The sequence below is a fragment of the Streptomyces sp. NPDC002690 genome (genome assembly GCF_053592415.1).
Window position 1 is genome coordinate 24905 of record NZ_JBSFVR010000043.1, and the last position, 7433, is coordinate 32337.

A 7433-nucleotide genomic window follows, 5' to 3' on the forward strand; every position below is an offset into this window, starting at 1 on the left:
CGTACCCCAGCATTGTGGCCTTCGACCGCCGAGGACGTACCGGAAACCCTTATTCGAGACCTTCAACGGCGGGAGCGCGGTAAGGGTTCCCGGCGCCGCCGTGTTCCGGGAACGGCCCCGGCCGGCGTGCGGCGGGGGCCGTTGCTCCCGATTCTCCCGACGGAGTCTCAGCCGCCGTACACGTGCGGGGCGAGGGTGCCGACGAAGGGGAGGTTGCGGTACTTCTCCGCGTAGTCCAGCCCGTAGCCGACGACGAACTCGTTGGGGATGTCGAAGCCGATCCACTTCACGTCGATCGCGACCTTGGCGGCGTCCGGCTTGCGCAGCAGGGTGCAGACCTCCAGGCTCGCCGGCTCGCGCGACCCCAGGTTGGAGAGCAGCCAGGACAGCGTCAGCCCGGAGTCGATGATGTCCTCGACGATCAGGACGTGCTTGCCCTTGATGTCGGTGTCCAGGTCCTTGAGGATGCGGACGACACCGGAGGACTGGGTGCCCGCGCCGTACGACGAGACGGCCATCCAGTCCATGGTGGCGGGGGTGGACAGCGCGCGGGCCAGGTCGGCCATGACCATCACCGCGCCCTTGAGGACCCCGACGAGGAGCAGATCCTTGCCCGCGTACTCCGCGTCGATCTTGGCGGCGAGCTCGACGAGTTTCGCGTCGATCTCTTCCTTCGTGAGGAGCACCGACTGGAGGTCGCTGCCCATGTCCTTCTCGTTCACCCGCGTCTCTTTCTTCGCCCGCCCGGCCCGGTGCGTGTCACCCGGGCCCGGCCGGCCGTCTCGCCTGCACTTCAGCCGCTTGCACTTCAGCTCTGCCGGATGACCAGTCTGCCACCCTGACGCCGGGCTTCGACGCGGCCGGGCAGGTTGAGGGTGCGCTGGCCCCGCCAGCCGGTGATCAGACGGTCCACTTCCTCGACGTGCCGGGCGAAGAGCGAACCGGCCGGGGCGCCCGCCTCGATGACCGCACGGCGCAGCACCCGGCGGCGTACGGCGGGCGGCAGCGCGAAGAGCTTGGCGCAGTCCAGCTCCCCGTCGTCGTCGCGCACGGCGCGGGCGGCCTCGGCGGCCCAGCCGTCCAGGGCGTCGGCGTCGTCCCGGGAGAGCTGGGCCGTACGGGCGAGCGCCTCCACGACGCCCTTGCCGAGGGCCTTCTCCAGGGCGGGCAGGCCCTCGTGGCGGAGGCGGGAGCGGGTGTAGGCGGGGTCGGCGTTGTGCGGGTCGTCCCAGACGGGCAGGGACTGGACGAGGCAGGCCTTGCGGACGGTCTGGCGGTCGAGCTGGAGGAACGGGCGGCGGTAGCGGCCGGACGGGCCGGAGGCGGCGGCCATGCCGGAGAGCGAGCGGATGCCGGAGCCCCGGGCGAGCCCGAGCAGCACCGTCTCGGCCTGGTCGTCACGGGTGTGCCCGAGCAGGATCGTGGCGGCGCCGTGGCGTTCCGCGGCGGCGTCGAGCGCGGCGTAGCGGGCGTCGCGGGCGGCGGCTTCGGGGCCGCCCTCGCGTCCGACGTGGACGGCGACGGCCTCGACGGGGTCGAGGTCCATGGCGGTCAGCCGGGTGACGACCTCGGCCGCGCGCAGTCCGCTGCCGGTCTGGAGGTTGTGGTCGACGGTGATGCCGCCGGCCCGTACGTCGAGCTTGCGGGCCTCGAAGGCGAGGGCCGAGGCGAGCGCCATGGAGTCGGCGCCGCCGGAGCAGGCCACGAGGACGAGGGGCCGGGGCGGGACGACGGGCCGTTCGGGGAAGGCCGTCCGGCCGGCACCGCCGGCTTCGGCGAGGAGGTGGTTTCCGGGCCGGTCGGGGTGGAAACCCTGGCCGGTGCGGAGGGTGTGTTCGGTGAGTACGTCGTGGAGTACGCGGCGGACCGCCAGGCGTATCGCCGCGACCGCAGGATGGGGACCCATGTCCGGTGCCCTTCTGGAGTTCTGGGAGGTGCCTCCGAGAGGCGGGACGGCGCGAGGTGCCCTCCCTGACGTCACTCAGAGTGCGTCGATGGTGACAGAGGCAAGCTGTCAGTCGAGCATTGCACGGCTTCCCATGCCCTCATGGTCCCTCGGATGGGTGATTGGAGGACCTTTATCCGGCCGTGGACCGCGTCAAGATCACGAATCTGCCTTACGGTGCACGCGCGCGACCCAGTCCGCGGGGGAGGCGATCTCGGCCTTCGTCGGGAGGGTGTTGGGCGAGGTCCACACCCGGTTGAACCCGTCCATGCCGACCTCGGCGACGACGGCGCTCACGAACTTCTCGCCGTCGCGGTACTGGCGGAGCTTCGCGTCCATACCGAGCAGCTTGCGCAGGGTCAGGTCGAGGCGGCCCGCGCCGCGTGCCCGGCGCTGCTGGAACTTCTCGCGGATCTCGGCGACCGAGGGGACCACCGCCGGTCCGACCCCGTCCATGACGAAGTCGGCGTGGCCCTCCAGCAGGGACATCACGGCGGTGAGCCGGCCGAGGATCTCGCGCTGGGCGGGCGTCTGGACGAGTTCGACGAGGCTGCGTCCGCCGCCCTCGCCACGCTCGCCCTCGGGCCGTCCCCCGACGAGCGACTGCACGGCCTCGCGCAGTTGTTCGACGAAGGTGGCGGGGTCCACGTCGGTCTCGTCCAGGAAGGACTGGATCTCGCCCTGGAGGTGGTCGCGCAGCCACGGCACCCCGGTGAACTGGGTGCGGTGGGTCTCCTCGTGGAGGGCGACCCAGAGCCGGAAGTCGTGCGGGTCGACGTCGAGTTCGCGCTCCACGTGGACGATGTTCGGGGCCACCAGGAGCAGCCGGCCACCGCCCTGGTCGAGGGCGGGCAATTCCCGGCTCGCGGGGGCGAAGGTCTCGTACTGGCCGAGCACCCGGGAGGCGAGGAAGGACAGCAGCATGCCGAGTTCGACGCCGGTCACCTTGCCGCCGACGGCCCCGATGACGCTCTGGCCGGGTCCGCCGCCGCGCCGTTCCTTCATCTTGCCGAGCAGGGGGCGCAGGAGTTCGCGGAACCCCGCGACGTTGGCCTTGATCCAGCCGGCCCGGTCCACGACCAGGACAGGTGTGTCGGCCGGGACGGGGGACCCGGGGCCCTCGGGGATCATCCGGGTGAAGGAACGGACGTGTTCCTCCGAGGCCTTGGCGTGGCGGCGCAGCTCCGCGACGACGGCGCGCGCCTCCTCGCGGTCGATCTCGGGACCAGGCCGCACGAGCCGGGTCGCGGTCGCCACCGCGAGATTCCAGTCGACCATCTCGGCACCACCGATGCTCGTCATGCGTCAACCGTACGTGAGGGTGCGCCTCGGTGGTGGGGCGTTGACGGGCCGGACGGTGACCGAAAGGGCTGTCCTGCGGCTCCCGGCGAGGCGTGGCGCGCCGATCCGCCACGGATCGCGGGACAGCCCCTAACCGGCGCTCGTGGCCAGCGCCGTGGCGAGGTCGTCGAGGGCCTTCTCCGCGTCGCCGGGGGAGGTGGTGCCGGAGGTGAGGAAGGCGAAGGCGAGCAGCCGTCCCCGGGCGTCCACGACCGTGCCGGCCAGGGCGTTGACGCCGGTGAGGGTGCCCGTCTTGGCCCGTACGAGTCCGGCGCCGACCGACTTCTCGCCGAACCGGCCGTCGAGCGTGCCGCTGAAACCGGCCACCGGGAGTCCGGTGAGGACGGGGCGCAGTTCGGGGTGGGCGGGGTCGGCCGCGCGGGCGAGCAGTCCGGCGAGGAGGGCGGCGGAGACCTTGTCGTTCCGGTCGAGTCCGCTGCCGTCGCCGAGCCGGGCGCCGGTGACGGGCATCCCGATCTTCTTCAGCTGGGCGGTGACCGCGCCGCGGGCTCCGGCGAAGCTGGCCGGGCGGCCGGTACCGAGGGCGGTCTGCCGGGCGAGGGCCTCGGCGAGGTCGTTGTCGCTGTTGGTGAGGGTGCGTTCGACCAGCGCGGAAAGCGGGTCCGAGCGGTGGGTCGCGAGGGTGGTCGCCTGGGCGGCGGCACGGTGGGAGCGCGGTTCGGCCGTCGCGTTCACGCCGCTGTCCTTCAGGTACCCGGCGAACAGGCGTGCGGCTTCGGCGGCGGGGTCGCCGGAGCGCGCGGTGGGCCCGTGGTCGCTCTTGTCGAGGCGCCCCTCGCGGACCATCAGCGCGCTCACCGGCGCGATGTTGTCGTTGGGGCCGATGGGGTGACGGACGGGCCCGGAGTAGGCGGAGGCGTCGTACGTCAGGACGACCTCGCGCACCTTCCGGTCCGTCAGGGCCTTCGCGGTGGACCGTGCCAGCGCGCGCAGCCCGGCCTCGTCCAGGGTGGGGTCGCCGCCGCCGACGAGGGTGACGGTGCGCAGGTCGGGCGAGGCGCGCACGGTGGTGTCGATGCGGTGGTCGGGGCCGAGCGCGGAGAGGGCGGCGACCGTGGTGGCGAGCTTGACGGTGGAGGCCGGGGTCATGGGCGTACCGGCGGCGCGCGCGTAGACCTGCTTGCCGGTGGTGGTGTCGACGACGACGGCCGTCGTACGGGTGCCGAGGGCGGACACCTTCATCAACGGGTCCAGGGCCTTGCCCGGCGCGAGCGCCGCCCCGGCCGGGGTCCGGCCGGTGCCGGTACCGAGCGCGGCCAGCACCGCGGCGGCGCTGGGGGCCGGTGCGGGCTCCGCCGGGCCCGCCTCGGCACTCCGGTGAGCTGTGTCACCTGTACGGCCCCGGTCTGCGGCCCGGACGCGTTCGGCCGTACGCTGACCGTTGTCCCAGGGGCCGGCGGCGAACACGGCGCCGGCGGCGACCACCAGGCCGACGACCGCGGAGCCTGCGACGAGCCGCCAGCTGTCCGGCAGGGCCGGTTTTCCGGTCAGGCTCTTCAGCTTGCCCCAGGGGTCCGACGGTTCCTTCGACGGTTCATCCACCGGCTCGGCCACCGTTGACCAGCCCCTTTCGCGAGCACTCTTCTGCGTGGGGGACACTTAACCACCAGTCGTATGTGTTGATCATGGAGGAGCCACCCGTGGAGTTCGACGTCACCATCGAGATCCCGAAGGGTTCGCGGAACAAGTACGAGGTGGACCACGAGACCGGTCGGATCCGCCTGGACCGTCGACTCTTCACCTCGACCAGCTACCCCGCCGACTACGGATTCGTCGAGAACACCCTCGGCGAGGACGGCGACCCGCTGGACGCGCTGGTCATCCTGGACGAGCCCACGTTCCCCGGATGCCTCATCAAGTGCCGCGCCATCGGCATGTTCCGCATGACGGACGAGGCCGGCGGCGACGACAAGCTGCTGTGCGTCCCCGCGTCGGACCCGCGCGTCGAGCACCTGCAGGACATCCAGCACGTGTCGGAGTTCGACCGCCTGGAGATCCAGCACTTCTTCGAGGTCTACAAGGACCTGGAGCCGGGCAAGTCCGTCGAGGGCGCCGACTGGGTCGGCAAGACCGCGGCCGAGGCCGAGATCGAGGCCTCGTACAAGCGTCTGCAGGACCAGGGCGGCGCGCACTGACGCGGTCCCTCCCCGGGGCCGCACGGCCCCTTCCGGTTCCGCTTCCGCTTCCGTACGGGTGGCGGGGCCGGGTCCGCACGGAGACCCGAGGGTCTCCGTGACGGCCTGAGGACAGCGTGGACGGGCGGTACACCTCACCGGTGTGCCGCCCGTTTCGCGTGCGGGTCCCTTGACCGTGCCCATACTGGGCAGGAGTGCGGCCAGGACTCATCGGCCCAGGAAGAGCGAGGTCAGGCAGTGGCGGAACAGGGCGGTCCGGAGGACCAGAAGCCCCAGTCCGACGAGGCGCACAGTGCGTTCACCGCGCCCGCCGGAGTGGAGCAGCCCACCCTGCCGCTCGAAGACGACCAGCCGACCTCGGAGTTCGCGGTACCGGTCGGCGTGCAGCCGGAGCCGCCCGGGACGGGTTCCGCTTCCGGTCCGGGAGGGGCCGGCAAGAACCTGTCGAACTCGGACACGCTCGGCTCGGCGTTCACGCCGCCCCGGACGTACGACGCGAGCCAGACACCCGCCTTCACCCCCGCGCAGGGCATCCCGATGATCCGGCTGACCAAGGAGGCGCCCTGGCAGGACCGGATGCGCACCATGCTCCGGATGCCGGTCACCGAACGGCCCGCGGCGGAGAGCGTCCAGCGGACGGACGATTCGGGGCCCGCCGTACCGAGGGTGCTCGACCTGACGCTCCGTATCGGCGAGCTGCTCCTGGCCGGCGGCGAAGGGGCCGAGGACGTGGAGGCCGCGATGTTCGCGGTGACGCGTTCCTACGGTCTGGACCGGTGCGAGCCGACCGTCACCTTCACCCTGCTCTCCATCTCGCACCAGCCCTCGCTGGTCGAGGACCCGGTCACGGCGAGCCGCACGGTGCGCCGCCGGGGCACCGACTACAACCGGCTGGCCGCCGTCTTCCGGCTGATCGACGACATCACCACCGAGGACGTGGACGTCTCGCTGGAGGAGGCGTACCGGCGCCTCGCGGAGATCCGCCGCAACCGCCACCCCTTCCCCGGCTGGGCGCTCACGGTGGCCGCCGGGCTGCTCGCGGGAGCGGCCTCGGTGCTGGTCGGCGGTGGCGTGGTGGTGTTCTTCGTGGCGGCAGCCGGCGCGATGCTCGGCGACCGGCTGGCCTGGCTCTGCGCGGGGCGCGGGCTGCCGGAGTTCTACCAGTTCACCGTCGCCGCGATGCCGCCCGCCGCGCTCGGGGTGGCGCTGACGCTCACCCACTGGAGCGATGTGCGGCCGTCCGCCGTGATCACCGGTGGGCTCTTCGCGCTGCTGCCCGGGCGGGCCCTGGTGGCGGGTGTGCAGGACGGCCTGACCGGCTACTACATCACCGCCGCCGCACGCCTGCTGGAGGTCATGTACTTCTTCATCGGGATCGTGGTCGGGGTGCTGGTGGTGCTCTACCTGGGGCTCCAGCTGGGCGCCACGCTCAATCCGGAGGAACGTTTCGTCGCACACGACCGGCCGGTGCTCCAGATCCTGATGTCGATGACGCTGAGCCTGGCCTTCGCGATCCTGCTCCAGCAGGAACGGTCCACCGTCTTCGCGGTGACCCTGAACGGCGGGGTCGCCTGGATCATCTACGGGGCGATGGCCCGCACCGGCGGCCTCTCACCGGTCGCGGCGACGGCGGTGGCGGCCGGCCTGGTGGGCCTGTTCGGGCAGCTCTTCTCGCGCTACCGCTACACCTCCTCGCTGCCGTTCATCACGGCGGCCATCGGCCCGCTGTTGCCCGGTTCGGCGACGTACTTCGGGCTGCTGGGCGTCGCCCAGGGCGAGCTGGACCGGGGGCTCGCCTCGCTGTCCACGGCGGTGGCGACGGCGCTGGCCATCGCGATCGGGGTGAACCTCGGGTCCGAGATCTCCCGGCTCTTCATGCGGGTACCGGGCACGGAGACGGGCGCGGGCCGCACCGACCAGGGCGAGGACTCGGTGCCCAGCTCCACGCCGCTGACCGACGCCCAGTCCAAGGCGCTGGAGGCCTCCGGGGC

6 protein-coding genes are annotated in these 7433 nt (G+C 72.3%); 2 read left to right on the forward strand and 4 right to left on the reverse strand.

Annotated features, from left to right (window positions below; genetic code table 11):
* Positions 1-167: 167 nt before the first annotated feature.
* From hpt to dacB, 4 genes are all read right to left on the reverse strand, one after another.
* Positions 168-707 carry a hypoxanthine phosphoribosyltransferase gene (gene hpt, locus ACWD3D_RS08935; RefSeq protein ID WP_275496049.1) on the reverse strand — a complete coding sequence of 180 codons (540 nt, stop codon included), beginning with the start codon at positions 705-707 and terminating at the stop codon, positions 168-170.
* A gap of 101 nt (positions 708-808) precedes the next feature.
* Positions 809-1906 carry a tRNA lysidine(34) synthetase TilS gene (gene tilS, locus ACWD3D_RS08940; protein ID WP_451460224.1) on the reverse strand — a complete coding sequence of 366 codons (1098 nt, stop codon included), beginning with the start codon at positions 1904-1906 and terminating at the stop codon, positions 809-811.
* Positions 1907-2104: 198 nt separating this feature from the next.
* Positions 2105-3247, reverse strand: coding sequence for a zinc-dependent metalloprotease (locus tag ACWD3D_RS08945; RefSeq protein ID WP_451460225.1), 1143 nt, complete (start codon positions 3245-3247; stop codon positions 2105-2107).
* Between the two features lie 129 nt (positions 3248-3376).
* Complete coding sequence (gene dacB, locus ACWD3D_RS08950; protein WP_451460226.1) at positions 3377-4861, reverse strand: D-alanyl-D-alanine carboxypeptidase/D-alanyl-D-alanine endopeptidase; 1485 nt, start codon at positions 4859-4861, stop codon at positions 3377-3379.
* A gap of 86 nt (positions 4862-4947) precedes the next feature.
* Between dacB and ACWD3D_RS08955 the strand changes: the two genes are divergently transcribed.
* Both ACWD3D_RS08955 and ACWD3D_RS08960 read left to right on the forward strand, forming a co-directional pair.
* Positions 4948-5442 carry an inorganic diphosphatase gene (locus tag ACWD3D_RS08955; RefSeq protein WP_451460230.1) on the forward strand — a complete coding sequence of 165 codons (495 nt, stop codon included), beginning with the start codon at positions 4948-4950 and terminating at the stop codon, positions 5440-5442.
* Between the two features lie 237 nt (positions 5443-5679).
* Positions 5680-7433, forward strand: a 1754-nt coding sequence (locus tag ACWD3D_RS08960) for a threonine/serine ThrE exporter family protein (RefSeq protein WP_451460227.1), incomplete at its 3' end; no start/stop codon positions are given.

Excerpts from the sequence above, each read along its gene's own strand:
- hpt (WP_275496049.1), bottom strand. The coding sequence starts at position 707 with ATGGGCAGCGACCTCCAGTCGGTGCTCCTCACGAAGGAAGAGATCGAC.
- tilS (WP_451460224.1), bottom strand. The coding sequence starts at position 1,906 with ATGGGTCCCCATCCTGCGGTCGCGGCGATACGCCTGGCGGTCCGCCGC.
- ACWD3D_RS08945 (WP_451460225.1), bottom strand. The coding sequence starts at position 3,247 with ATGACGAGCATCGGTGGTGCCGAGATGGTCGACTGGAATCTCGCGGTG.